Origin of the sequence: Arthrobacter sp. EPSL27 (assembly GCF_001512305.1) — a bacterium.
Classification (GTDB): Bacteria; Actinomycetota; Actinomycetes; order Actinomycetales; family Micrococcaceae; genus Arthrobacter.
Genome location: NZ_LNUT01000008.1, coordinates 22,408 through 47,189 on the forward strand (window position 1 = coordinate 22,408; position 24,782 = coordinate 47,189).

General features: G+C 70.4%; 24 protein-coding genes. 15 read left to right on the forward strand and 9 right to left on the reverse strand.

Features of this window, described 5'->3' with window-relative positions:
• Window positions 1-17: 17 nt before the first annotated feature.
• Window positions 18-1,601: an aminopeptidase P family protein gene (locus tag AR539_RS18685; protein ID WP_066440378.1), complete on the reverse strand. Its 1,584-nt coding sequence runs from the start codon at window positions 1,599-1,601 to the stop codon at window positions 18-20.
• A 159-nt stretch (window positions 1,602-1,760) separates the two neighbouring features.
• Here AR539_RS18685 and AR539_RS18690 point away from each other — a divergent pair, with 159 nt between their 5' ends.
• The gene (locus AR539_RS18690) at window positions 1,761-3,002 is read left to right on the forward strand and encodes a glycosyltransferase (RefSeq protein ID WP_066440380.1); all 1,242 of its coding nucleotides are present in this window, start codon (window positions 1,761-1,763) and stop codon (window positions 3,000-3,002) included.
• A 59-nt stretch (window positions 3,003-3,061) separates the two neighbouring features.
• On the forward strand, window positions 3,062-3,907 hold the full coding sequence (locus AR539_RS18695) for a PHP domain-containing protein (protein WP_066440382.1): 846 nt from the start codon (window positions 3,062-3,064) through the stop codon (window positions 3,905-3,907).
• Window positions 3,908-3,912: 5 nt separating this feature from the next.
• On the opposite strand, the gene AR539_RS18700 is transcribed toward AR539_RS18695, so the two are convergent.
• The 3 genes from AR539_RS18700 to AR539_RS18710 all read right to left on the reverse strand — a co-directional run bounded on the left by AR539_RS18700 (window position 3,913) and on the right by AR539_RS18710 (window position 8,361).
• Window positions 3,913-4,785 (reverse strand): DNA-methyltransferase, encoded by an 873-nt coding sequence (locus tag AR539_RS18700; RefSeq protein ID WP_066440383.1) that lies wholly within the window; start codon window positions 4,783-4,785, stop codon window positions 3,913-3,915.
• Between the two features lie 8 nt (window positions 4,786-4,793).
• A complete protein-coding gene (locus tag AR539_RS18705) occupies window positions 4,794-6,551 on the reverse strand; it encodes a DEAD/DEAH box helicase (RefSeq protein WP_066440386.1) in 1,758 nt (585 codons plus the stop codon).
• 301 nt (window positions 6,552-6,852) lie between these two features.
• Window positions 6,853-8,361 (reverse strand): RNB domain-containing ribonuclease, encoded by a 1,509-nt coding sequence (locus AR539_RS18710; RefSeq protein ID WP_066440393.1) that lies wholly within the window; start codon window positions 8,359-8,361, stop codon window positions 6,853-6,855.
• A gap of 41 nt (window positions 8,362-8,402) precedes the next feature.
• On the opposite strand from AR539_RS18710, the gene AR539_RS18715 reads away from it, so the two are divergent.
• Window positions 8,403-9,074, forward strand: coding sequence for a ferritin-like fold-containing protein (locus AR539_RS18715; RefSeq protein WP_066440394.1), 672 nt, complete (start codon window positions 8,403-8,405; stop codon window positions 9,072-9,074).
• Window positions 9,075-9,107: 33 nt separating this feature from the next.
• Here AR539_RS18715 and thiE read toward each other — a convergent pair whose 3' ends face one another.
• Entirely contained in the window at window positions 9,108-9,767 is a 660-nt protein-coding gene (thiE, locus tag AR539_RS18720; protein ID WP_066440396.1) for a thiamine phosphate synthase, read from the reverse strand.
• Between the two features lie 150 nt (window positions 9,768-9,917).
• Here thiE and AR539_RS18725 point away from each other — a divergent pair, with 150 nt between their 5' ends.
• The 4 genes from AR539_RS18725 (at window position 9,918) to AR539_RS18740 (ending at window position 12,830) form a co-directional block, all read left to right on the forward strand.
• Complete coding sequence (locus AR539_RS18725; RefSeq protein ID WP_082699493.1) at window positions 9,918-11,339, forward strand: FAD-dependent oxidoreductase; 1,422 nt, start codon at window positions 9,918-9,920, stop codon at window positions 11,337-11,339.
• Window positions 11,336-11,572, forward strand: coding sequence for a sulfur carrier protein ThiS (gene thiS, locus AR539_RS18730; protein WP_066440399.1), 237 nt, complete (start codon window positions 11,336-11,338; stop codon window positions 11,570-11,572). Before AR539_RS18725 ends, thiS begins: the two co-directional genes overlap by 4 nt.
• A 92-nt stretch (window positions 11,573-11,664) precedes the next feature.
• The gene (locus AR539_RS18735) at window positions 11,665-12,423 is read left to right on the forward strand and encodes a thiazole synthase (protein ID WP_066440442.1); all 759 of its coding nucleotides are present in this window, start codon (window positions 11,665-11,667) and stop codon (window positions 12,421-12,423) included.
• 77 nt (window positions 12,424-12,500) lie between these two features.
• Window positions 12,501-12,830 (forward strand): 4a-hydroxytetrahydrobiopterin dehydratase, encoded by a 330-nt coding sequence (locus AR539_RS18740; RefSeq protein ID WP_066440403.1) that lies wholly within the window; start codon window positions 12,501-12,503, stop codon window positions 12,828-12,830.
• Between the two features lie 82 nt (window positions 12,831-12,912).
• On the opposite strand, the gene AR539_RS18745 is transcribed toward AR539_RS18740, so the two are convergent.
• From AR539_RS18745 to AR539_RS18755, 3 genes are all read right to left on the reverse strand, one after another.
• Entirely contained in the window at window positions 12,913-13,215 is a 303-nt protein-coding gene (locus AR539_RS18745; protein WP_066440405.1) for a hypothetical protein, read from the reverse strand.
• Between the two features lie 51 nt (window positions 13,216-13,266).
• Window positions 13,267-13,491 carry a DUF3107 domain-containing protein gene (locus AR539_RS18750; RefSeq protein ID WP_066440444.1) on the reverse strand — a complete coding sequence of 75 codons (225 nt, stop codon included), beginning with the start codon at window positions 13,489-13,491 and terminating at the stop codon, window positions 13,267-13,269.
• 61 nt (window positions 13,492-13,552) lie between these two features.
• Window positions 13,553-14,296 (reverse strand): TetR/AcrR family transcriptional regulator, encoded by a 744-nt coding sequence (locus tag AR539_RS18755; RefSeq protein ID WP_442854420.1) that lies wholly within the window; start codon window positions 14,294-14,296, stop codon window positions 13,553-13,555.
• A gap of 6 nt (window positions 14,297-14,302) precedes the next feature.
• Here AR539_RS18755 and moeB point away from each other — a divergent pair, with 6 nt between their 5' ends.
• Complete coding sequence (gene moeB, locus AR539_RS18760) at window positions 14,303-15,514, forward strand: molybdopterin-synthase adenylyltransferase MoeB (RefSeq protein WP_066440410.1); 1,212 nt, start codon at window positions 14,303-14,305, stop codon at window positions 15,512-15,514.
• Window positions 15,515-15,602: 88 nt separating this feature from the next.
• Here the strand turns inward: moeB and AR539_RS18765 are convergent, their stop codons facing one another.
• The gene (locus AR539_RS18765) at window positions 15,603-16,952 is read right to left on the reverse strand and encodes a glutamyl-tRNA reductase (protein WP_066440412.1); all 1,350 of its coding nucleotides are present in this window, start codon (window positions 16,950-16,952) and stop codon (window positions 15,603-15,605) included.
• Window positions 16,953-17,133: 181 nt separating this feature from the next.
• Here AR539_RS18765 and hemE point away from each other — a divergent pair, with 181 nt between their 5' ends.
• The 7 genes from hemE (at window position 17,134) to AR539_RS18800 (ending at window position 24,745) form a co-directional block, all read left to right on the forward strand.
• The gene (hemE, locus tag AR539_RS18770; protein WP_066440414.1) at window positions 17,134-18,231 is read left to right on the forward strand and encodes a uroporphyrinogen decarboxylase; all 1,098 of its coding nucleotides are present in this window, start codon (window positions 17,134-17,136) and stop codon (window positions 18,229-18,231) included.
• 3 nt (window positions 18,232-18,234) lie between these two features.
• Window positions 18,235-19,758 (forward strand): protoporphyrinogen oxidase, encoded by a 1,524-nt coding sequence (gene hemG / locus AR539_RS18775; RefSeq protein WP_066440416.1) that lies wholly within the window; start codon window positions 18,235-18,237, stop codon window positions 19,756-19,758.
• Window positions 19,759-19,991: 233 nt separating this feature from the next.
• Window positions 19,992-20,651 (forward strand): hypothetical protein, encoded by a 660-nt coding sequence (locus AR539_RS19570; RefSeq protein WP_197410690.1) that lies wholly within the window; start codon window positions 19,992-19,994, stop codon window positions 20,649-20,651.
• A 131-nt stretch (window positions 20,652-20,782) separates the two neighbouring features.
• On the forward strand, window positions 20,783-21,496 hold the full coding sequence (gene hemQ, locus AR539_RS18785) for a hydrogen peroxide-dependent heme synthase (RefSeq protein WP_066440420.1): 714 nt from the start codon (window positions 20,783-20,785) through the stop codon (window positions 21,494-21,496).
• A complete protein-coding gene (locus AR539_RS18790; protein ID WP_066440422.1) occupies window positions 21,493-22,755 on the forward strand; it encodes a ferrochelatase in 1,263 nt (420 codons plus the stop codon). The genes hemQ and AR539_RS18790 overlap by 4 nt, the downstream gene beginning before the upstream one ends.
• A complete protein-coding gene (hemC, locus tag AR539_RS18795) occupies window positions 22,752-23,750 on the forward strand; it encodes a hydroxymethylbilane synthase (protein WP_066440424.1) in 999 nt (332 codons plus the stop codon). The genes AR539_RS18790 and hemC overlap by 4 nt, the downstream gene beginning before the upstream one ends.
• 20 nt (window positions 23,751-23,770) lie before the next feature.
• Window positions 23,771-24,745 (forward strand): uroporphyrinogen-III synthase, encoded by a 975-nt coding sequence (locus AR539_RS18800; RefSeq protein ID WP_066440429.1) that lies wholly within the window; start codon window positions 23,771-23,773, stop codon window positions 24,743-24,745.
• Window positions 24,746-24,782: the final 37 nt, after the last annotated feature.

Sequence of the window (24,782 nt, forward strand, 5' to 3'; positions counted from 1 at the left end):
CGGGCGCCGGTACGGGGCTACGGCGTAGTGCTGTCCGCTTCCTGGTAGATGCCCGCCATCCAGGACTCGACGTCGTCGGCCTTGCGGGGCAGGGCTGCGCTGAGGTTGACCGGGCCGTCCGCGGTCATCAGGATGTCATCCTCGATGCGGACGCCGATGCCGCGGTATTCCGCGGGTATGGCGAGGTCCTCGTCCTTGAAGTACAGGCCCGGTTCGATGGTGAACACCATGCCGGGGGTGAGCACACCGTCGAGGTACAGTTCGCGCTTGGCCTGGGCGCAGTCGTGCACGTCCAGGCCCAGGTGGTGGCTGGTGCCGTGCGGCATCCAGCGGCGGTGCTGCTGGCCGTCGGCGCTGATGGCCTCCTCCACGGAGACCGGCAGCAGCCCCCAGTCGGCGAGCCGCTCCGCCAGTACGGTGGTGGCGGCCGTGTGGATGTCGCGGAACTTGGTGCCGGGCTGCGCGGCCGCAAAGCCGGCGTCGGCGGCGTCGAGGACGGCCTCGTAGACCTTGCGCTGGACCTCGGAGAAGGTGCCGTTGGCGGGCAGGGTGCGCGTGATGTCCGCGGTGTACAGCGAGTCCGCTTCAACACCGGCGTCCAGCAGGAGCAGCTCACCGGCGTTAACCTTGCCCGTGTTGCGGGTCCAGTGCAGCACAGTGGCGTTGTTGCCGGAGGCCGCGATGGTGTCGTAGCCGAGTTCGTTGCCCTCCTCCCGGGCGCGGGCGAAGAAGGCGCCTTCGACGACGCGCTCGCCGCGCTGGTGGGTGAGCGCCCGCGGCAGGACCTTGACCACCTCGGTGAACCCTTGCACGGTAGCGGCGACGGCAGTCTTCATCTGCTCGATTTCCCACTCGTCCTTGATCAGGCGCAGTTCGGAGAGGGCCTCGGAGAGCTTCTCGTCCAGGGCATCGAGGACGCCCAGGTCCAGGTTCTCCGGGTCTTTGGCCGTGTTGTAGCGGGCGGTGTCCACGAGGGCGTCGATGTTCTCGTCGACCTTGCGCACCAGCCGGATCGAGATGCCACCGATTTCGGGGGCGCCGACGTTCTTGGTGATGCCGAGCTCAAGTTCGTTGATGTCGGCGGTGTCCAGGCCGAGGCGGGCCTTGAACTCGGCCAGGGTGGGCCGGGCGCCGATCCAGAACTCACCGGAGCGGGAGTCGGCGTAGAACTGTTCGGTGTCGCGGCCGGCCAGCGGGCGGAAGTACAGCGTGGCGTGGTGGTGGCCGCCGTCGTCGCCCTTGCCTTCCTCCACGGGCTCGAGGATGAGCACCGCGTCCGGCTCGTGGTCCAGGCCCAGGCCCGTGAGGTGCGCGAAGCCGGAGTGCGGGCGGAAACGGTAGTCGCAGTCGTTGGACCGGACCTTCAGGGGGCCGGCGGGAATGACCAGGCGTTCGCCTTTGAACTGCTCTGAAATGGCGCGACGGCGGGTGGCTGCATGGCCGGCGACGGCGTCGCGTTCCGGCAGCTGCTCACGGGACGGAGCCCAGTTGCTGGCCATAAACGCCTTGAAGGCATCGGAACTGGGCCGCTGTGAGCGGTTGTTGACGCGCTCGTCGAGGGGCTGGGAAGCGGAGACTTGGGTGTTATCTGCATCGTTCACCGTCCCATAGTCTCACCAGCGCATCGGCTGAGGCCAACACGGGCCGCGCATAGACTCGACGGCATGGCGCATGATTCCAGGACCCCGCCCGTTCCGCCGATGAGAACCCGAACGCTGCGGGCCTAAGACCCCCCCATTCCACGTCCTGAGGAGCCCACCATGAAAATCGCCGTCGTTGCCTTCGACACCCGCGGGGGCGTCCAACCCTATATCGCCCTCTCGGCCGGCCTGCAGGAGGCCGGCCATGAGGTCACGATGATCACCACCGCCGGATTCCGGAATCTGGTCAGCGGGCACGGCATCACCATGGCCGCTACCACCGGCGACACCGAGACCGCCGTCCGGGAGCTGGGCGGCGCGGCCGAGCTCAGTGCGCGCGAGCGTAACCGGTTCATGCGTGAACAGATGCGGGCAACTGTCGGGCAAACCACCGCCGAGGTCCTCGCCGCAGCCCAGGGCACAGAGGTCATCATGGCGGGCATCGGAGGCTCGCTCACCGGCCGGCCCGTGGCGGAGAAGCTCGGCGTCCCCTACCTGGAGGCGCACCTGCAGCCGCTCGGGCCACCCACCGCTGCCTTCCCCGGTCCGCTGCTGCCTCATGTGCCCACGTGGCTCGGCGGCGCCGGGCGCAAAGCCAGCCACCGGGTGACCGACCTCGCGGTGAAGTCCATGTTCGGCGATACCTCCCGGCGGATCCGGGCCGCCCTGGACCTTCCCGCGCGCCCGGCTCCGGTCGGCGGCCCCCTGCCGGCGGTCTACGGCTTCAGCCCCCACGTGGTGCCGCAACCTCCTGAGTGGGGTCCCCAGCGCAAGATCACCGGCTACTGGACTCTGCCGGCGGCTCCCGGCTGGGCGCCCCCTGCCGCGCTGACCGACTTCCTCGCCTCCGGAGCGCCACCGGTCTGCATCGGTTTCGGCAGTATGTCCAGCCGCGATCCCGAACAGCTCAGCGACCTGGTTCTCGAGGCCGTCCGGAGGGCACGCGTGCGGGCGGTCCTCCTGTCGGGATGGGGAGGGCTTGCCGGCCGCGGCGGCGATGACGTTTTCGTCACTGACGAGATTCCCCACGACTGGCTGTACCCAAAGATGGCCGCCGTGGTGCACCACGGCGGCGCCGGCACCACCGGCGCGGCACTCACCGCCGGAGTGCCCGCGGTAGTCATCCCCTTCGCAGTGGACCAGAGGTTCTGGGCCTCCCGCGTCGCCGGCCTGGGCGTTGGCCCGACACCCATCCCACGTAAACGGCTGACCGCTGACAACCTCACCGGCGCGCTCCGCGCCGCGACAACTGACAGCGCCATGGCCCGTCGAGCGGCCGGCCTGGGTGCCCGGATCCGTGCCGAGGACGGCGTGTCCACAGCAGTCGACCACCTCAACGCATACTTCGGGGGTCGGACATAAGCACAGGCACCGCCAGCCCCCGGCACGGCGCCGCCGGGCCGATCTACTACGCTGGTGGGGTGAGGATCGACCTGCATGCCCACTCGAATGTTTCCGACGGCACCCAGCCCCCGGGCGCGGTGGTGGCCTCAGCCGCGGAGGCGGGGCTCGACGTCGTCGCCCTGACCGACCATGACTCCACTGACGGCTGGGCGGAGGCCACCGTGGCCGCCCGCGCCCACGGAGTGGCCCTGGTTCCCGGCATGGAGATTTCCTGCCGGACCTCGGAGGGCATCAGCGTCCACCTCCTGAGCTACCTGCACGACCCGGCGCACGCCGGGCTGCTGGAGGAAATCACCAAGGCCAAGGACGCCCGCTTCACCCGCGCCGAACGGATGGTCAGCCTGCTCGCCGAGGACTACCCGCTGAGCTGGGACGATGTCATCCACCACGTTGCGCCGGGGGCAACCCTGGGCCGGCCGCACATCGCCGACGCGCTGGTGGCCGCCGGGGTGGTCGCGGACCGCACCGAGGCGTTCGAGTCCATCCTGACCTCACACTCGCGCTACTTTGTGCAGCATTACGCGCCGGACCCGGCCCATGCCGTCGCGCTGGTCCGTGCGGCCGGCGGGGTTCCGGTGTTCGCCCATCCGGTGGCGTCCTCCCGCGGGCGGATCGTGGGGGAGGGCACCTACCGGAACATGATCGACGCCGGCCTGGCCGGGCTGGAAATCTACCACCGGGACAACCCGGAGGAGGGCCGGGCATTCCTGCGCAGGCTCGCGGACCGGCACGGGCTGCTGGTCACGGGCTCCTCCGACTACCACGGGGCCGGGAAGCCGAACCTGCTGGGCGAGAACCTGACCTCCCCGGAGGTCTTCGCCAGCATCGAGGAACAGGGCACCGGGACCGCCGTCGTGCGCTGAAAGGGTCAGGCGCCCGGGAAGACGGTGAAGTCGGCGTGCCGGGCGAGGCGCTTGGCCATCACGTCGATCGCGGGCTGGTTCTGGTCCACGCAGACAAACTTCCGGTCGAGCTTCGCGGCGACAGCCCCGAGCGTTCCCGAGCCGGCGAAAAAGTCCAGGCACCAGTCGCCGGGGCGGCTGGAGGCCGCCACCACACGGCGGATCAGCCCTTCGGGTTTCTGCGTCGGGTAGCCCGTCTTCTCCTTCCCGGTGGGGGAGACGATGGTGTGCCACCAGACATCGGTGGGCAGCTTCCCCAGCTCTCGTTTGGCCGGGGTCACCAGGCCGGGCGCCATGTACGGTTCCCGGTCCACTTCGGCACTGTCGAAGTGGTACTTCGCGGGGTTCTTGACGTACACGAGGATGTTGTCGTGCTTGGTGGGCCAGCGGTACTTGGCCCGGGCACCGTAGTCGTAGGCCCAGATGATCTCGTTCAGGAAGCATTCACGGCCGAAGATGGCGTCCAGCATCACCTTGGCGTAGTGCACCTCGCGGTAGTCCAGGTGCAGGTACAGGGTGCCGTCGTCGGCGAGCAGCCGCCACGCCTCGACCAGCCGCGGCTCCAGGAAGGACCAGTAGTCGCTGAACGCGTCGTCGTACTTGTGCAGGGCGCCCTTGATCGTGTCGTAGGACCGCCCCTTGAACCCGACCCGGTCGCCGTCGCCGCCGGCGTTGAGCACCATCCTGGTTTCCTGGCGCTTCTGGACCCGGCCGGTGTTGAAAGGCGGGTCCACGTAAATCAGTGTGAAGGCGCCGTCCGGCAGCGTCGGGAGGTACTCCGCGTTGTCCGCGTGTACCACCAGATTGCTGCCGTCCGGCGCCCAGACGGTCTCAGCCATGCAGGGGCTTAGGCCTCGGTGCTGTTTGCCGGAGCCCCGGCCTGCGCCTCGCCGGCCACCACTTCGCCGTTGCGGCGGCGGGTCCGGGTACGGCGGCGGGCGCGGGTGGCACGGTCAACTTCAGTCGGCGCGCTTGCGGCGGACCGGGCCGGAGCCTCGGCGGCGGGGCCGGTGGTGGCTTCCGCCTCGGCCGGACGGCGACGGCGGTCACCGGAGCGCACGCTGTCCTTGCTGCCGCCGCTGCGGCGGGATTCACGGCCGCCGTCGCGGGTTGCGCCCTCGCGGGAGCCTCCGCGGCTTCCGCTCCGGCCGCCGGCCTCGCGGGCAGCGCCCTGGCCACTGGTCTTTGCGCCGGTTTGTCCGCTGCCGCGGGTGGTGTTCTTCTTGCCGGTCTCGCCCAGGTCCTCAAGGACTTCGGCGTCGACGCCGGCCAGGACGCGCTTGTCGCGGGGCAGCCGTCCCTTGGTGCCTGCGGGGATGTCGAGGTCCTCGAAGAGGTGCGGCGAGGACGAGTAGGTCTCCACCGGCTCGGGCACGCTCAGGCCCAGGGCCTTGTTGATCAGGCCCCAGCGCGGCATGTCGTCCCAGTCGACGAAGGTGACGGCCGTGCCCTTGTTGCCTGCACGGCCGGTGCGGCCGACGCGGTGCAGGTAGATCTTCTCGTCCTCAACGCACTGGTAGTTGATGACGTGCGTGACGTCGTCGACGTCCATGCCGCGGGCGGCGACGTCGGTGGCCACAAGGACGTCCACCTTGTTGTTGCGGAACGCGCGGAGGGCCTGCTCGCGGGCGCCCTGGCCCAGGTCGCCGTGGATGGCGGCGGCGGCAAAGCCGCGGTCCACGAGTTCCTCGGCAACCTTCGCGGCCGTGCGCTTGGTCTTCGTGAAGATGATGGTGCGTCCGCGGCCCCGGGCCTGCAGGATGCGGGCGACGACCTCCACCTTGTCCATGCTGTGGGCACGGTAGATGAGCTGGCGGATGTCGCGCTTGGTGAGGCCCTCGTCATCCGGGTCGGCGGCACGGATGTGGGTGGGCTGGGTCATGTAGCGCCGTGCCATGGCGATGACCGGGCCGGGCATCGTGGCGGAGAACAGCAGCGTCTGGCGGACCGGCGGCGTGCCGGCGATGAGGGTCTCGACGTCGGGCAGGAAGCCCAGGTCCAGCATCTCGTCGGCCTCGTCCAGGATGACCATCTTGACGTTCTTCAGCACGAGGTGCTTCTGCTTGTAGAGGTCGATCAGGCGGCCGGGCGTGCCGACAACCACCTCGACGCCCTGCTGCAGCGCCTCGATCTGGGGCTCGTAGGCACGGCCGCCGTAGATGGTGGCGATGCGGGCGTTGCGCTTGCGGGCGGCGTTCTGCAGGTCGCTGGCAACCTGGACGGCCAGTTCGCGGGTGGGCACGATCACCAGGGCCTGCGGGGCGCCCGGGGCGGGCAGCTTCTCGTAGCCGGCGTCATCGCGGCCGACCACGCGCTGCAGCGCCGGGATGCCGAAGCCGAGGGTCTTGCCCGTGCCGGTCTTCGCTTGGCCGATGATGTCGTGGCCGCCCAGGGCGACGGGCAGCGTCATGGCCTGGATGGGGAAGGGGTGGGTGATGCCGGCGTCCGCGAGGGACTCCACAATGTCCGCGCGGACGTTGTAGTCGGCGAAGGTCTTCTCGGCGATCTCGTGCGGCTTCTCGTCCGAGATGATGGTCTCTTCCGGCTCGATCGTTTCCGTTCCGGATTCGTCGGTCAGAAGCTGGTGCGTGTGCAATTCACTCAACTGGGAGTTTCCTTATTCATTTTGGGCTGCGGTGCTTGCTCAACGGGGCCGGCCGGGTGGCCGTTCCGGAGCACGCTCGGGCGCGCAGGCAAATCCAGTGGAAGCCGATCGCGGGCTATCTAAATGCTGGCACTGGGGACCAGCTGGTCTGACTCAAGATCGCGTAGGGGCGGGCTTGTTGAATTCGAAAATCGAGGAAATCAACGACCGGGCATCCATATCTACCCTTCCAGTCTAGCCGTATGCGGCAAGGATCCCCGACTGCGGCCGCCGGCGGCGCGTGGGAAACGCCGTCCGGGGCCTAACCCACCAGCTCCAGCCGGATCTCCCGGGTGGCGATGTCGGCGGACACAATCCGCACCCGGACCTGGGTTCCGGGCTCCAGTTCCCCCGGGCAGCGGGCCGTCACCGCAGGCTCGGCGATCTGCACGATCCCGGAGGGGCCGTTGCCGTTGCCGTTCTTGCCGTTGCCGTTTTTCCCGTTGCCATTCTTACCGTCGGTGCTTTTCCCGTTGCGGGGGTTCTTGGAGCCCGAGATGACGACGGCGTCGAACTCCTGGCCGATGTGGTTGACCAGCAGCGCGGCTTCCACGGTATCCAGGGAGAGGCGCTCCAGCTTCGCGGCCAGCTGGTCCGAGGCCGCCATGATCGAGGGCAGGGAAGGCAGGGCCTCCCGGGCCCACGCCGGCACGGCCGCGCCGTTGCTGAGCGCCTCGCAGATGACCAGCACAAAGCGGTCCACCAGACGGCGGAGCGGGGCGGTGGAATGCGCGTACGCGGCGCCGATGGCGGCCTGGACAGCAGCCTCCGGGACCGATCCGTCGAACGGTGTGTAGCCCGCGCCGCGGAACAGCATGCCGGCCGAGTGCACGATCGCCAGCTGCTGCGGGTCGGTGGGGTCGAGGGTGCGCAGATACTCCCCGTAGTTGACTTCGCCGTCCCAGGGTTTGCCCAGAGCGTGCGTCTGGCGGTGGAAGTGCGCCAGCGAGGCGGCGTCCGGGGCCGGCATGGTCCGCAGGATGCCGACTTTGCCCTCCAGCATGATCCCGGCGGCCGCCATTCCCGTCATCAGCGAAATCTGCGCATTCCAGTCCTCGACCGGCAGGGCAGGGGCAGCGACAATGCGATAGCCGCCGTCGGGCAGCTGTTCGATTTCCTGTTCCGGCATGTTCAGGCTGGCGCCTCCGCGGAGGCGCTCCAGCTCCACCCGTTTCATCCCGACTTCCCGGAGCAGCTCCAGCACGGGCGCGGCCGTGCCGGCGTCAAGGTCCGCCTGCACCCCGGCATAGCTGAGCTTCGCCCGGCTGCGGACCGTGGCCCGGCGGACCTGCACCGCAGAGACCTCGGCTACGGCGTCCAGCTCGAACTCCCACACAAAAGCGGCACAGAGCTGCCCCGCCAGCAGGCTTCCGGCTTCTTCGCTGATGACCTCAGGGTGCAGCGGGATCCGGCCGTCCGGGGTGTAAATGGTCTGGCCGCGGCGGCGGGTTTCGGCGTCGAGCGCCCCGCCGGGGGCCACGAAGGAGGGGACGTCCGCGTTCGCGTAAAAGACCTTGTAGCCCTCGCCGGAGCGGTCGATAAAGAGGGCCTGGTCCAGGTCGGTGGAGGACGCCGGATCGATGGTGACGAACTCGATGTGGGTGAAATCCAGCTCCGGCAGCCGGTGGTTGGCCACGGCTTCTTTGGCCTCCCGCAGCACATCCTCGGGGAACGGCCCCGGCAGCTCGAGCGTGGTCCGCAGGGCGCTCAGCGCCTCCGCCAGTTGGTTTTCCTGCCGGTGGACACTCGGGGTCAGGCGATGATGGGACACGAAAATCAGATTAGCTTCATTTGCGCCATTAGTCTTGGAAGATGACCACCTCCCAGGCTGATCCTGCCCGTTACAACAGCTTCCTGAAGGATCTGCTGGGCGTCATGGCCTATGGCGAACTGTCCGCCTTCGAACGGCTCTCCTCCGACGCCCGGTATTCGCCGTCCCTGCACGACCGCGCGGTGCTGGGCCGGCTGGCGGTGATCGAATTCCAGCACTACGAACTGGTGAGCGCCCGGCTCGACGCCATGGGGCTCGACCCGGAGGCGGCCATGGTGCCGTTCCAGCCGTCCGTGGACCACTTCCACGAACGCACCCGCCCCGCGGACTGGTACGAATCCCTCATGAAGGCCTACGTGATCGACACGGTCTCCGCCGACTTCTACCGCGCCATTTCGCGGCACGTCGACGAGGAGACCCGGGCCCTGGTGGAGCACATCCAGGCCGACGAGGAGGCCACGGCAGTGCTGCGGGAGCGGCTTAAGGCGGCCCTTGCCGATGACCCGCGGCTGGCGTCACGGCTGGCGCTGTGGGGCAGGCGCCTGCTCGGTGAGGCCCTGACCCAGGCGCAGCGGGTGAGCGTCGAGCACGGGTTTGTCGGCGGCCTGGCCGGCGCCGACGGGGACAGCGCCGCGGAGCTGGCCCGCGGTCTTATGGCGGAGCTGGCGGCCAACCACTCCCGCCGGATGACGCAGCTGGGCCTGACCGGCTGATCGGGCCTGCCGGGCTGGGCCTGGCGGCCGGGGTCAGTTCGCTGCGGCGTCGAGTGCTTCCAGCAGGGCTCCGGCGGCTGCCGCGGGATCATCGGCCTCGGTGATGGCGCGGACCACCACAATCCGGCGGGCACCCGCCAGCACCACCTGCTCCACGTTCCCGAGGTCGATGCCGCCAATCGCGAACCACGGCACAGCCGGGTCCATAGCTGCCGCGTACTCCACCAGCTCCAGCCCGACCCCGGCGCGTCCCGGCTTGGTGGGTGTGGCCCACACTGGGCCTACACAGAAGTAGTCCAGTCCGTCGCCGGCGGACGCAGACGCGATGGCCGCATCCACCTGCTCCGGCGTGTGGGTGGACAGCCCGATCCTGGTGTCCGCGCCCAGGAAGCCCCGGGCCGCCCCGACGGGGAGGTCCTTCTGCCCGATGTGGAACACCGGGGCGCCGGACAGCGACGCGAGGTCCGCCCGGTCATTGACGGACCAGAACCGGCCGTGGCGCTGCGCCGCCTGCTTCAGGACGTCCAGGAGCTCCAGCTCTTCGGCTGCCTCCAGCGACTTGTCGCGCAGCTGGATGATGTCGACACCGCCGGCGAAGGCCGCGTCCACAAAGTCAGCGAAGTCACCGCGGTCCTGCCGGGCGTCGGTGCAAAGGTACAGGCGGGCAGTGGTGGGGACGGCATCCTGGCTCATGCCCCCAGCCTAGTTCCTCTACACTGGGCGCATACCGCGGGAGCCCGCCGCCGCCGCACGCCCCTGGCGTCCGGAGCGGCAGGCTGAGAGGGCGTCAGAGCCGACCGCTTGACCTGATCCGGTTAGTACCGGCGTAGGGAAGGAATACCCATGGGCACCACACCCGTCCCAGGCGCGGCCGCGGCCACCGATGCGCCTCCGGCTGCGGCCGCTGCTGATGACGCCGGAACCCGGAAATGTTACGACGTCGCCGTGATCGGCGGCGGCGTGGTGGGGCACGGGATCGCGTGGGCAGCGCGGCGTTCGGGCCGGACGGTTGCCCTGATCGACGACGCGCCGGGCAGCGGCGCCAGCTGGGCAGCCGCCGGCATGCTGGCCCCCGTCAGTGAACTGCACTACCAGGAGGAAGGCCTCCTCGAGCTCATGCTGGAGTCCTCCCGCCTCTGGCCGGCATTTGCCGCCGGACTGGAGGCAACAGGACTGGAGGCAACCGGCCTGGACGAAACCGGCGTGGGGGAAACCGGGCCGGACGGCGCCGGGGGAGCGGGGAACAGGACCGGCTACCTCACGACGCCGACCCTCGCCGTGGGGGCCGACGCCGCCGACCGCCGGGCGCTCGCGGACCTGCGCACGGTGCAGCAGTCCTCCGGCCTGGCGGTGGAGCCGCTGACCGTCCGGGAAGCCCGCGTCCGCGAACCCCTGTTGAGCCCCGGCATCTCCTGCGCCTTCGACATCCCCGCAGACCACCAGGTGGACCCCCGCCGGCTGCTTGCCCGGATCCGGGAGCTCCTTGCCGCGGACAGCCGGTGCCGCATGCTTCCCCGGCGCGCCTCCGGATTGTTCTGGGAGGACGGGAAGGTCGCAGGAGCCACGCTCGCCGGCGGCGGCACCGTCCTCGCCGCTGAAACCATCGTCGCCAACGGCCTGGGGGCCGGCGCCCTCGGGGGACTGCCCCGCGGTCTCCGCCTGCCGCTCCGGCCCGTCCACGGTGACATTCTCCGGCTCCGGGTGCCGGAGAAGCTGCGGCCGCTGCTCACCTCCACCGTGCGGGGACTGGTCCGCGGGGTGCCCGTCTACATCGTGCCCCGGCAGGACGGCACGGTGGTCATCGGCGCCACGCAGCGGGAGGACGCCCTCAGCGGACCCACGCAAGCGGAAGCGCCCGGCAATGCAACGGACGGTAATCCAGCCGGCCCGGCCGTGTCCGCCGGCGGGGTGTACCAGCTGCTGCGGGACGCCCAGCAGCTGCTCCCCGCCGTCGCGGAACTGGAGCTGCTGGAGGCCACCGCAAGGGCACGCCCCGGCACCCCGGACAACGCGCCCCTGCTGGGCCGGGTGGCGGAACCCGGCGGCCTGGGTGACGTTCCCGGGCTGATCATCGCCACCGGCTTCTTCCGGCACGGCATCCTGCTGACGCCCGTGGCCGCCGGGATCTGCCGCCAGCTGCTGGACGGCACCGAGGACCCCCGGTGGTCCCGCTTCCGGCCGGACCGGTTCGCCGCCGGCGCCCCGCGGGACGCAGCAGCCACAAGCACACCCTCCACCCCCGAGCACAGCAAGGAAACGGCATGAACATCACAGTCAACGGAACCGGGCACACAGTGCCTGACGGCGCCTCGGTAGGCACCCTGGTCAGCCGGGTCACCGGCCGGGAGCTCGCCCCGAACGGGCAGTCGGCGGACGGCCGGAAGCTGGGCGTCGCCGTCGCACGCAACGCGGAGGTGGTGCCCCGCAGCCAGTGGCACGGCACCGCGCTCGCCGACGGCGACGACATCGAGCTGGTCACGGCGGTGCAGGGAGGATGAGCAGCATGCAGGAGCGCGCCGTGGTGGAACCCGCCGTGGCGGAAAAAGCTGCCGCGGCACCGGGCACATCGATCACGGCGGCTGATCCGTTCATGGTCGACGGCGTGCAGCTGGGGTCGCGGCTGATCATGGGCACCGGCGGGGCGCCCAGCCTGGACGGCCTGGGGGCCGCGCTGCTGGCGTCCGGCACCGAGCTGACCACTGTTGCCATGCGCCGCTACTCCACCGCGGAGGCCGGGTCGCTGTTTCAGCTGCTCCTGGACCACAACATCCGGGTGCTGCCCAACACTGCGGGCTGCTTCACCGCCAAGGACGCGGTGCTGACCGCAGAGCTGGCACGCGAAGCCCTCGAAACGGACTGGGTGAAGCTGGAGGTCATCGCGGATGAGCACACGCTGCTGCCGGACGCCGTCGAACTCGTCGAGGCCACCGAGCAGCTCGTAGGCCGCGGGTTCAAGGTCTTCGCCTACACTAACGACGATCCCGTCCTTGCCCTGCGGCTGGAAAACCTCGGCGCCGCTGCGGTGATGCCCCTCGGCGCGCCCATCGGCACCGGCCTGGGCATCCTGAACCCGCACAACATCGAACTGATCGTTGCGCGTGCGTCTGTTCCCGTGGTGCTCGACGCCGGGATCGGCACCGCGTCCGACGCCGCCCTTGCCATGGAGCTTGGCTGCGACGCCGTCCTGCTGGCCACCGCCGTGACCCGGGCGCAGAATCCGGTGCTCATGGGGGAGGCCTTCAAGCACGCGGTGATCGCCGGTAGGCTGGCAAAAAGGGCCGGCCGGATTCCGCGCCGGGAGCACGCGCTGGCGTCCTCCGCCATGGAGGGCCGCGCCGAATTCCTTTAAGCCGAATTCCTTTAAACCGGACCACTGAGCAATTGGACCACTGAACAGCCGGACCACTGAGTAAAGGGGAGCCTGCCATGGCAGCCATAGAGGACGTCCTCACCGAGAGCCAGGTGGACGAGGCCCTGGCGGGTCTGCCGGACTGGCGCTACAGCCTGGGCGGCCTGGTCACTGCCTACAAGGCGCCGACGGCGGCCGCGGCACTGGAGCTGATCGCCGCCGTCGGGCGCCTGGCCGAAGAACAGAACCACCACCCCGACCTGGACTGGCGCTACCGGAGGGTCCTCCTGCGGTACAGCTCCCACGACGCCGGGGGCCAGGTCACGCGGCGGGACGTCGCCGCCGCAACAGCGGCCGGGGCTGCGGCCGCCCGGGTCGGCGCCGTCCCGGAGCCCCCGCCGCAGTAGGGGTCCCGGGCCTTAACGAGCTGTGACCACCACCCGGGCGGGTGATGGTCACAGTTTGCGGGGCTGCTGCCCGGCGAAAGTGCTAGGCGCGCAGGATGGCGGTGAGCCTGGCGGTGTCGCGGCCGGTGCGGGTCTTGCCCAGGTAGAGGACGGCCGCCACGGCTGCGGCGGCGCCCAGGACCATCGGCAGCACCCAGGGGATCCACGTCAGCCCGGGCTGGTAGCCCAGGCCGGCGGCGATAAAAATCATCCAGCTCACCATCCCGACGGTGAGTGAGACACCCGCCGGGACGGCGATGCCGTACTTGGCGTGCCGTTTGTCATTGGCCCACACCACAAAGCCCGCGGCCACGGTCACCAGGGCAACCACAATCAGGGAAAGCACGTTTGGACTCCTCGCAGATCTGGGAACCGGGTCAGCAGCGGCCGGTGGGTGCTAGAGCGCGCCGAAGCCGACGCGGCGGACTTCCTGGGCGCCGATTTCAACGTAGCCCAGCACGTTCGCGGGAACGATGATCTGGCGGCCCTTCTCGTCGGTCAGGCGCAGCTCCGTGCCCTTGGCGATCGCCTCGCCCACCACCTTGGCCACGGCGTCGGCATCCTGTGCCGATTCCAGGACAATTTCGCGGCCGATGTTCTGAATGCCGATCTTTACTTCCACAGCAAGGCCTCCCAGCCAATCAAAGTCCAACAAAAATCAAAGCGTCATCTCTATTTGTAGTCTAGGTTTCCTTCGGGAAACGTGAGATTCCGCGCCAAGCTAAACGGTAGATCAGGTCGCTGGCCACATCGAGGTCCAGATTGCCGTCGGTTTCCAGCCAGTACCGGGCGCTGACGTGCGCAAGTCCGGCGAGTCCGCGGCCCAGTAGCTGGGACTCCAGTTCGGGGAGCTTCGTGTCCTCGGCGATGACCCGGGCGACGGCGTCGGCGAAGGTCTTGTTGAACGTCTCCAGCCGGGCGCTGACGTCCGGGTCGTTGACGAGGTCGGATTCGAACACCAGGCGGTGGGCCTGGTCGTCGCTGGCGATGAAGTGGAAGTACGCACGCATGACGGCCTGGACGCGCTCGTCGTTGTCCGTGGTGGAGTTGAGGGCTCCCAGCAGGAGGTCGGTCAGCTTGCTCAGCTGGCTTTCCAGCAGGGCGATGTACAGCTCGCGTTTGGACGGGAAGTGCTGGTACAGCACGGGCTTGCTGACGTGGGCGGTCTCGGCAATCTCGTCCATGGCGGCACCGTGGTATCCGTTGGCGACGAAGACCTCCTGGGCCGCCGCGAGCAGCTGCGCCCGGCGTTCATCGCGGGGCAGCCGTGCCGACCGCTGCCCGCCCCGTGCCGGTGCCTCCGGCGACTTACCTGCGTGACTCCGCTCAACCGGTGCCTGATGAACCACTGTCGGCCTTCTTTCGCTTGCTGTTACTCCTACTTTACGTGGCAGTAATATGACCTGGCGGCATCTTCGGGCATAGATTGAAGTATGGCTTCCAAGTTCACTCCGCATGCAGCCCCCGCAACCCCGGAACCCGTGCCCGGACCGCTGGTGGAGCCGGCGGACGCCCTGAGTACGGAAGAAGTCGAGCGCTACTCCCGGCACCTCATCATCCCGGAAATCGGGGCGGTGGGGCAGCGCCGCCTGAAAAACGCCAAGGTCCTGGTGATCGGCGCCGGCGGCCTCGGTTCCCCGGCTTTGCTTTACCTGGCCGCCGCCGGGGTGGGGACCCTGGGGATCATCGACGACGATGCCGTGGATCTGAGCAACCTCCAGCGCCAGGTCATCCATGGGGTGGCGGACGTGGGCCGGCCCAAGATCGAGTCCGCGCGCGACGCCATCGCCGCGCTGAACCCGCTCGTGGAGGTGAAGCTGCACAACGTCCGCCTCGACGCCTCCAACGCGCTGGAACTGTTTGCCGGGTACGACCTCATCCTGGACGGCGCCGACAACTTCGCCACCCGCTACCTCGTGAACGACGCCGCGGCGATCCTTGGCAAGCCCTATGTCTGGGGCTCGATCTTCCGCTTCGACGGGCAGGTCAGCGTCTTCTGGGAAAAGCACGGCCCCACCTACCGCGACCTGTACCCCGAAGCCCCGCCGGCAGGGTCCGTGCCGTCCTGCGGCGAAGGCGGTGTGTTCGGCATGCTCTGCGCCGCCGTCGGGTCGCTGATGGTGACGGAGGCCGTCAAGCTGATCACCGGCGTCGGCCGCTCCCTGCTGGGCCGTGTGGCGCTCTTCGACGCCCTCGGCGGCACCTGGCGTGAGATCAAGGTTTCCCGCGATCCGGAGGCGGAGCGGATCACGGAACTGACGGATTATGAGGCGTTCTGCGGCATCGCGCCGCCTGCGGAGGCGGGCACCGAGCACACCGTGACCGCGACGCAGCTGGCCACGATGCTGGCCTCCCGCACCGCCGGGCTCAAGGACTTCCACCTCGTGGACGTGCGCGAGAGCGGGGAATACGAGATCGTCCGGATCGACGGGGCGGTCCTGATCCCGCAGGGCCGGATCCTGGCGGGGGAGGCGTGGCACGAGCTGCCGCAGGACACGGACATCGTGTTCCACTGCAAGGCCGGGACCCGGTCCGCGGCTGTCCTCGCCGCCGCACGGGCCGCGGGCTACGAACGGGTCAGCCACCTCGACGGCGGCATCCTGGCCTGGGTGCGGGATGTTGAGCCCGGGAAGCCGGTTTACTGAGCCAAGCCATAACGCGCGCCGCGTCTGGGCGAAGCCTGAGCGCTACACGCCTCTGTAGAAACGGGTGGCGGGGGGAGCGGTGTAGGGCTTAGGCCGTGTGCCGGCGGGCGCCGTCCCCGGCGTCGGGCATTACCGCGTTGGCATCGTGGGCCACGGGGCACGCAGCGGCGGGCTTGGCGGCAGCCGGCTCGACCGTGATGCCGTACAGCGCCTCGAGGGCGGCAACGTAGTCCTCCTGCTGGCCGTTGGAAGCCAGCTCGCGCGCCCGGACCGTGGGGACGTGCAGCAGCTGCTTGACCATCCGGCGGAGGGCGAACTCCACCTCCTCGGCCGCGGCGGTGCAGCCGTGGCGGGCCCGGACCTTTTCCATTTCCGAGTCCAGCACGTCCATGGTGTGGCGCCGCAGGGCGACGATGGCGGAGTCCACCGAGCGGGCTTCCCGCTCCTGCTCGAAAGCGCTTGCCGCGCCGGCCACAATGCTGCTGGCCTGGGCCAGCGACTCGGCCTGTTCCTGCGGGGCGGCCAGGCGCACCGATTCGAGCGTGAGGAGCTCGACCCCGTCGAGCGAACCGACGGCAGGATCAAAATCGTGGGTGAGGGCGAGGTCGATGGCGATCAGCGGCTGGGGCGAGTTTGCCCGGATCGCGGCGAGTTCCGAGGCCTCGACGCGGGTGTCCGCCCCGCTGCAGCCGATCATCACATCGGCGGCGGCGACGGCGGCCGGAAGCGTTTCGGCGTCGAGCGCCGTCCCGCCCCGGGTGGCGACGAAGCCGGCGGCGCGGCCGGAGGAGGAGTAGACGGAGACGTCGGTGCAGCCGCGTTCGCGCAGGAGCGACATGGTGGCGCCAGCATAGGCGCCGGTGCCGAAGACCACAACCTTCTTGGCGGACCAGTCGGGATTTTCGGAAAGTTCCGTGGCGAGGTCGAGGGCCACGGAGACGACTGACAGGCCGCGGGCGCCGAGGGCGGTCTGCGCGCCCACGTCCTTGGCGGTCTTTGACGCGGCCTGGAACAGCCGGACCAGGCCGGAGCTGGCGGTACCTTCGTGCTGGGCGGTGATCAGGGCCCGGCGCACCTGGCCGGCGATCTCTCGTTCGCCCACGACGGCGGAATCGAGCCCGGAGCTCACCGAGAACAGGTGCCGGGTGACGTCCGGGCCTGTGTGGGTGTTAAAGGACCGTGCGACGAGCTGTTCGTTGAGTCCGGTGGAACCGCTGAGCTGGGCAATCAGGGCTGCCCGGGCGCTCTCGACGTCATCCGGGTGCGGGGCTTCGCCGTAAATTTCGAAGCGGTTGCAGGTGGAGAGGACGATGGCGCCCGCGACGGCCGGCGATCCGGCAAGGGCGGATGTGGCGAGCGCTGAAGCGCCGGTGCTCAGTTGAGCAACGGTCTCGAGGTCGATGTCGGCGTGGGTCGCCACCAGAGAAAAAAGAACCACAGCAGGATCATCATAGCTTTTTCGTTGCCCGGTAGAACAACTGTGCGGGGTGTGACCGCCCACGCAGGGCTGTGATTGGCGCCACAGGCGGGCGCCGCCCGCGTCCCGGCCAGCCAGCACCCTCCAGCCGGTGACACGCTGTCGTTATCTTTTGGAGCCGATTTTCGGCACAATCGGAGTCATGACTCCTAGCACTGCGGCAACTCCCCAAATCTCCGGCCTCGGCGCCGGGCACCCCCTGATGGACGGCCGCACCGCGGGTTCCCCGCTGATCACCGCCTACCGCGGCGGCAAGCCCTCCCGCCGGCCCGTCTGGTTCATGCGCCAGGCTGGGCGTTCCCTTCCCGAGTACCTCAAGGTGCGCGAGGGGGTCGCGATGCTGGATTCCTGCCTCCGGCCCGAGCTCGCCGCGGAAATCACTCTGCAGCCGGTCCGCCGCCACGACGTCGACGCCGCCATCTTCTTCTCTGACATCGTCATCCCGCTCAAGCTGGCGGGCGTGGGCGTGGACATCGTCCCCGGCGTCGGCCCCGTGCTGGATGCCCCGGTCCGCACCGCAGCCGACGTCGCGGCCCTCCCGCAGCTCACCTGGGAGGCCCTGGAGCCGATCCGCGAAGCCGTCCGGCTCACCGTCGCCGAGCTGGGCAGCACACCGCTGATCGGCTTCGCCGGTGCGCCGTTCACCCTGGCCGCCTACATGGTGGAAGGCAGGCCGTCCCGCGACCACCTCGGCCCGCGCACCATGATGCACGCCGACCCCGAAACCTGGACCGCACTCGCGAACTGGGCCGCGGACGCCTCCGGCATGTTCCTGCGTGCCCAGCTGGAAGCCGGCGCTTCAGCCGGCCAGCTCTTCGACTCCTGGGCGGGCTCGCTGGGCCTTGCCGACTACCAGCGCTTCGTCGCGCCGGCCTCGTCCCGCGCCCTGGACCACGTCCGGGGACTGGGCGCCCCACTGATCCACTTCGGCACCGGAACCTCGGAGTTGCTGGTCGCCATGCGCGACGTCGGCGTCGACGTCGTGGGCGTGGACTACCGGCTGCCGCTGGACGAGGCCAACCGCCGGCTGGGCGGCACCGTGCCGCTGCAGGGCAACATCGACCCGGCCCTGCTGTCCGCCCCGTGGGAGGTGCTGGAGGCGCACGTCCGCGATGTCATCGCCGCCGGCGCGTCAGCCCCGGGCCACGTGCTGAACCTCGGCCACGGTGTGCCGCCGGAGACGGACCCCACCGTGCTCACGCGCGTGGTGGAACTCATCCACTCGATCTCCCCGGAGTAAGCCATGGAGGCAGCCGCCGCGCCCGGAACTCCTGGCCGGACAGCCGTGGTGGTGGGCGGCGGGATCTCCGGCCTGCTCGCCGCCCGCACGCTGGCACGCGCAGGGGTCAGCACCACCGTCATGGAGGCCGCCGCCACCTGGGGCGGCTGCGTCGGCAGCCACGTGGTGGCGGGCCTCACCCTGGACAGCGGTGCCGAGTCCTTCGCCACCCGTTCCTCCGCGGTGGCTGACCTGGCCGCAGAGCTGGGCCTTGCCGGCACTATCGTTCCGCCGAACCCCGGCGGCGCCTGGGTGCAGCTGCCCGACGGCCCGCGCGAACTTCCCCGCACCGGCGTGCTCGGCATCCCGGCCAGCCCCTGGGACCCGGAAGTCCGCCGCTCCCTCGGCCTGGCCGGCTCGCTCCGGGCCTCGCTCGACAGGCTGCTGCCCGCGTCCGTGGGTACCAAGGACGCGGCGACCAGCGTCTCGGCGCTGGTCCGGGCCCGGATGGGCCGGCGGGTGCTGGAACGGCTGGTGGCGCCGGTGGTGGGCGGGGTGCACTCCGCCGACCCGGACGTCCTCGACATCGACATGGTGGCGCCCGGCCTGCGCGCCGGGATCAAGAGCCACGGGTCCCTCGCCGCCGCCGTCGCCGCCCAACGCAGCGGAGGAATCCAGCGCAGCCGGGCAATCCCGCACAGCGCGGGAATCCAGCGCAGCGCAGGGCCCGCCCCGGCGACGTCCCGGATTTCGCCCCCGGCCGACCTGCAGAAGGCGGGATCGGCCGTTGCCGGGCTGCGTGGCGGGATGCACACGCTTATTTCCGCGCTGCTCGCCGAGCTCCGCGGCCAGGGCGTCACGCTGCTGGCCGGAACCCGCGCTGACTCCGTGGAGCGCACCGTCGGCGGCTGGCGGGTATCCGCCGGGGGCACGGCGCACGACGCCGGTTTGCTGGTGGTCGCGGTGGAAGGCCCCGCCGCCGTCGGGCTGCTCTCCGGCGCCCTGCCCGGGCTGGCCGCCCGCCGTCCCGACGCCGGGCCCGATGTCAGTCTTGTCACACTCGTTGTGGACCTGCCGCAGCTCGACGCCAGGCCGCGCGGCACCGGCGTCCTGGTCGCGCCGCAGAGCCCGGGAATCCAAGCCAAGGCCCTCACCCACGCCACCGCAAAATGGGGCTGGCTCGCGGAGCAGACAGCCGCGGGAACCCACGTCCTCCGGCTCTCCTACGGCCGTGGCGACGCCCGGCACGGCGCCCGCCAGCGGCCGGAGCCGCGCACCGACGATGAGCTGTTCCACGCAGCGCTGCAGGACGCCTCCGCCCTGCTGTCCGCGCAGGTCACAGCCGGGGACGTGGTGGATTGGGACGTTGTGCGGTGGGGCGGCGCCCTGCCCTTCGCCTCGCTCGGACACAAGCAGCGCGTGGCCGAGGTGCGCGGCATCTGCGCAGCGGACGGCACGGTGGCCGTCGTCGGCGGCTGGCTGTCCGGCAACGGGCTCGCGGCGATCGTCGCCGACACCCCGGACCAGGTCCGGCGACTGCTGTCCTGAGCTGCTCCGGCGCACTGCCTCCGGGCGCCGGAACAGCCCGGGAAAAGTCTCCAGTCCGGCCTGGATTTGGGCCCGCGGATACCCGGAATCCGGGGGATCGGCAAATTTTCCCCGGCCCGCCCGGGCGGCTAGGCTCGATGACCATGGTTACGCACAGGTCCCACGTTCAAAAAACGCAGGCCGGCCGCCATGGGGGACTCCGGCGCAGCACGGCAGCTGCAGCGCTTGGAGTGGTGCTGGCACTTTCCGCAGGAGCTCCTGCAGCGCACGCTGCCGCGGGCGCACAGACATCCGTACCGGCCGCGACACAGGTGCTGTCCCTCGACCTTGATGGTCTGGTGGGCAGCCTCTTCGGCCCCGCGAAGCACCCTTCGCCGACTCCCTCACCCTCGGGCTCGTCACCGCAGCCCACCCCCTCCGAGGATCCGGACGACCCGGAGGATCCGGAGCCCACCAGGCCACCGAGCCAGTCCCCGCCGCCGTCGGTCGCTCCGCAGCCTGTAGCGCCGCCGGCGCCCGCCGCTCCGGAACCGGCCCCGCCCGCGGCGCCGCAGCCGGCCGTTCCAGCAGCGCCCGCCGTTCCCGCCCCGGCCGCGCCGGCCAAGCAGCAGGCGCCGGCCGACGCCGTCGCCGCCACGGAGGTCCCGGACGGCACCCCCGCCGCGGAAACTCCGGCCCCCGCCCCGGCGGCGGCTTCCCCGTCAGCTGCATCCCCGTCAGCAGCGGCCGGCACGGCGACGCCGTCCGCGACGCCGCGCTCCGGCAGCACGTCCATGGAGGCGACGTCCACCCGTGAGCCGGCCGGTCCGTCGCCGCTGCTGGGCCTCGGCGTCGGCCTGGTCGCCCTGTCCCTCGTCGCCGGCGTGGTGGTCCTGCGGATGCGCCGCGTCTGAGCCCGGAGCAGCACCCGCGGGGGCGCCGGGCCCGGCGACAGAGCGTCCGGCTTTGTGAAATAAAGCACTTCTACGCGTTGTAGAAGTGCTTTATTTCGACTTAGCTGAGGGGAAGGGGCAAACTGGTATCCATGAGCCACACTTCTGCCGAAACTGTCACTAAAACTGAAACAGCCAGCGAAGAATCAGGGGAACAGTTCTTCACGCTCTGGACGGTTTTCAAGCGCTCCGCGGACGTGCTCCGCAGCACCGATGCTGCCGCCGAGTTCGACGCCCTGATGGCGCGCCTGGCCGAGGCCGGCGTGGTGCACCGCGGCAGCTACGACGTTTCAGCGATGCGCGCAGACGCGGACATCATGGTCTGGCTACACGGCCCCCAGCCCGAAGCCCTCCAGCGGGCCGTCCGGGACATCCGCCGGAGCAAACTTTTCACCGGCACCGAGATTGCCTGGTCCGCCATGGGCGTGCACCGGGAGGCGGAGTTCGCCAAGAACCACACGCCCGCTTTCTCCCGTGGTGTTGAGCCGGCGGAGTGGCTGTGCGTCTACCCCTTCGTCCGCTCCTACGAGTGGTACCTGCTGCCCGACGCCGAGCGCGGCGCTATGCTCCGCGACCACGGGCTGCTGGGCCGCGACTTCCCCCAGGTCATCTCGAACACCGTGTCCTCCTTCGCCCTGGGCGACTGGGAATGGATCCTTGGCCTCGAGGCCCCCGAGCTTGTGGACCTCGTGGACCTGATGCGCCACCTGCGCGCCACGGAAGCCCGCCACCATGTCCGTGAAGAAGTCCCGTTCTACACCGGCCGCCGCGTGAGCGCCGCCGAGATCGCAGAGGTCCTGTCATGAGCCCGCTGGAACCCCAGTCCACCGCCGCCGCCACGTCCCCCAATCCGGTGACCGAGGCGGGCCGGATGGCCCCCAAGGACTACGACGCCGTCCTCCTCGCCTCCTTCGGCGGGCCTGAGGGCCAGGACGACGTCATTCCCTTCCTGCGCAACGTCACCCGCGGCCGGGGCATCCCGGACGAGCGGCTCGAGGAAGTCTCGCACCACTACCGCGCCAACGGCGGCATCAGCCCCATCAACGGCCAGAACCGGGCGCTCAAAGCCGGCATCGAGGCCGAGCTCTCCGCCCGTGGAATCGACCTGCCGGTGTTCTGGGGCAACCGCAACTGGGACCCGTACATCCCGCAGACCCTCCGGGACATCTACGACGCCGGGCACCGCAAGGTCCTGATGGTCACCACCAGCGCCTACTCTTGCTACTCCAGCTGCCGCCAGTACCGCGAGGACATCGGCATGGCCCTGACCGAGACCGGCCTGGACGGAAAGCTCGAAGTCGACAAGGTCCGGCAGTACTTCGACCACCCCGGCTTCGTCGAGCCGTTCATCGAGGGCACCGCGGCCGGCCTCGCCGAGGTCCGCGCGAAACTGGCCGCGGCCGGCACCCCCGACGCGCCGGTACACGTGCTCTTCGCGACCCACTCCATCCCCACCCGCGACGCCGAGGCGGCCGGCCGCCTCGACGCCGAACCGCGCCACTTCGAGGGGGACTCCGCCTATGTGGCGCAGCACCTCGCCACCGGGGCCGAGGTCATGCGCCGGGTCGAAGCCGAGACTGGCGACACCGCCCCCTGGAGCCTCGTCTACCAGTCCCGCTCGGGCGCCCCGCACGTGCCGTGGCTGGAGCCGGACATCAACGACGCCATCGAGGAACTCGCCGGACAGGGCGTCAAGGGCGTCGTGATTGTGCCGCTCGGCTTCGTCAGCGACCACATGGAAGTTGTCTGGGACCTCGACACCGAAGCCCTGGAAACCTGCGCCAACCTGGGCCTCGCCGCCAGCCGGGTCCCCACACCCGGAACACACCGCAAGTTCGTCGCCGGCATCGTGGACCTGGTGTGCGAGCGGACGGCCGCCAACAACATTGCCGACAGGCCGCACCTGACCGACCTCGGCCCCTGGTACGACGTCTGCCGTCCGGGCTGCTGCGCCAACTTCCGCGGCGAAAAGCCCACCATCGCGGGCGCGGACACCACCGTCGGAACCGGCCACGATCCGTACCCGGCAGGCTCCTCCGTTCCGGCAGGCTCGGAAGCACCGTGACCGTCCGGATCGGCACCCGCGCCAGCAAACTGGCCCTGACCCAGACGCAGCAGACCGCGGACCAGCTCGCCGCTGTAGGCGGGTTCCCGGTTGAACTGGTCCGCATCCGCACCGACGGCGATGTCCTCAAGGGCTCGCTGTCCCAGATGGGCGGGACCGGCGTCTTCGTCGCGGCCCTGCGCGATGCCCTGCTCCAGGACGTGTGCGACGTGGCTGTGCACTCGCTCAAGGACCTGCCCACCGGGCCGGCCCTCGGACTGAACCTCGCCGCGACGCCGAAACGCGTCGACGTCCGCGACGTCCTCTGCGCCCGCGACGGGCTCACGCTCGCCGGCCTGCCCCAGGGCGCCACCGTGGGCACAGGCTCGCCGCGCCGCGCGGCCCAGCTGCGCGCCGCCCGTCCCGATCTGGACATCCGGGATATCCGCGGCAACGTGGACACCCGCCTGGGCCGCGTCCCCGGGCTGCCGGGCAACACCACCGACGCTGTGGTGGACGGCAAGAGCTGCGACCTTGACGCCGTGGTGCTCGCCGCTGCCGGGCTGCACCGGATCGGCCGTCTCGACGCGGTCACCGAGTACCTCGATACGGGGGTCATGCTGCCCGCCGCCGGACAGGGCTCCCTTGCGATCGAGTGCCGCACCGCCGATGCGCCCCGGAAGGCGGGATCCACCGAAGGTTCCCAGGGTGTGCTGGCGCAGGCCCTTGCCGCCCTTGACGATCCCGACACCCGCCTGGCCGTCACCGCCGAGCGTGCGCTCCTGGCCCGGCTGGAAGCCGGCTGCGCCGCGCCGGTGGGAGCCTACGCCTACCGTAAGGGCAGCATGCTGCACCTTGAGGCCGTGGTGTGCGCCGTCGACGGATCAGCCACCGTCCGGGACCAGAAGGCCACGGACGGACTGACCGAAGTAGGGGCCACCCTGCTCGGGATCGAACTCGCCGAAGTCCTGCTGGCCCGCGGGGCCGGCGACATCGCGGACCTGGCCGCCTCCTGAACCGCGGCAGCCAACAGTCCATGGGACGGCACAGTGCCCCCTCCGCGGACGGGACGCGCGCAACGCGCGCCCCGGCCGGCGCCCGGGTGCTCGTCGCCCGCAGCCCGGACCGCGCAGCGGAGCTTGTCACCGCCCTGCGCGGCGCCGGCGCCGAACCGCTGCTGCTGCCGCTCATCGACTTCGAAATCGCCAGCGACCAGCATTCGCTGGACGTTGCCTTCGACGCGCTCGGCGCCGGCGCCTATGCCTGGCTGGTGGTCAGCAGCGTGACCACGGTCCAGGCGCTTGAGGCCAAAGCCGCCGAGCGGGGCACCACCCTCAGCAGCTGGCTGCCCGGCAACCTCCTCGTGGCCACCATCGGCCCCGCTACCCGGCATTTCCTGGAATCCCGCGGCGTCGCCGTCGATCTGTCCCCGACGGGGCAGAAGTCCGGGGCCGGCCTGCTGGACATCTGGCCCGAGCACCAGGGCAGCGTGCTCCTGCCGCAGGCCGATATCGCCGACCCCCGGCTGCGCCGCGGCCTCGTGGCCCGCGGCGCCTCCGTGCAGGCCGTCACCGCGTACCGCACCGTGGACTACCCGGCCGACCCCGGCCGCAGCCTCGCCGCGTACCAGCCCGCGCAGCGGGACACCCCGACACGGGACGATACAGACCGGGACCAGCGCGTCCAACCGGCGGCCGTGCTCACCCCGGCCCAGGCGAAAGCCGAGGTCGACGCCGGACGGGTGCACGCCGTCGTCGCTGCTTCCCCCAGCGCGGCACGCCGGATCCAGGCGGACCTGGCCCCGCTGGGCCCCTGCCGTTTCGTCGCGATCGGACGGTCCACCGCCGCCGAGGCTGAGACCCTGGGCCTGGCCGTCGCCGCCGTCGCCGACGAACCCACGGCGTCGGGGCTGGTGGACGCCGTCATCCGGTCCCTGGCCGGCCCTTCCTCCGCCCCGCACCCATCAGCCGCGCCATCAGCCGCCGAGACCCCAGCAAAGGACACCCCATGAGCTTCCCGACCCACCGCGCCCGCCGGCTCCGCACCCC